Source organism: Streptomyces sp. SID13726 (assembly GCF_010548375.1).
Taxonomy (GTDB): Bacteria; Actinomycetota; Actinomycetes; order Streptomycetales; family Streptomycetaceae; genus Streptomyces.
Genome location: NZ_JAAGLY010000251.1, coordinates 1 through 528, shown reverse-complemented (window position 1 = coordinate 528; position 528 = coordinate 1). Strand labels below are relative to the sequence as shown.

Sequence of the window (528 nt, the reverse complement as noted above, 5' to 3'; positions counted from 1 at the left end):
CCGCCGTACCTGGCCCGGAACGCCTCCGTCTGCGCCCCGCTCGTGGACCGCGACGACACCCGCGGGACGTTCGAGGCCGTGCTCGACGCCGTCGGCCGCCGTCGCAGCGGCCTGCCCGGGCTGCTCGAGCTGACGCTGTTCCCGGACGGCCCCCTCCTGGCCGCGCTCCTCGACGTCGCCGTGGACCGTCGGCTCCCGGTCCTCGAGCGCTACCGGCTGGAGCGCGCGTGCCTCCGGGTACCCGGCGAGGACCCCGTCGCGCACCTGAGCAAACGACGGCGCAAGCACGTCCGGCAGGACGCGGCGGCGCTGGCCGAGCGGCTCGGTGGCGAGCTCACGGTCGTGGACAACGGCGACGACCCGGCGGCAACCGAGCGCCTGCTCGACCTCGAGGCGTCCGGGTGGAAGGGCGACCGGTCGCGCAAGGGCGCCGCGCAGCGCAACAAGCCGCACCAGCTCGGGTGGTTCCAGGAGGCGACCGACGCGATGCGGCGGCACGTGCGGCTACACGTCTTCGAGCTCGTGGGC

The 528-nt window shown here is 75.6% G+C and carries 1 protein-coding gene; it reads left to right on the top strand.

Going from position 1 to position 528, the window contains the following annotated elements; all coding sequences use genetic code 11:
- On the top strand, positions 1-528 hold a 528-nt coding region (locus G3I78_RS47465), incomplete at both ends, for a hypothetical protein (protein ID WP_203616510.1).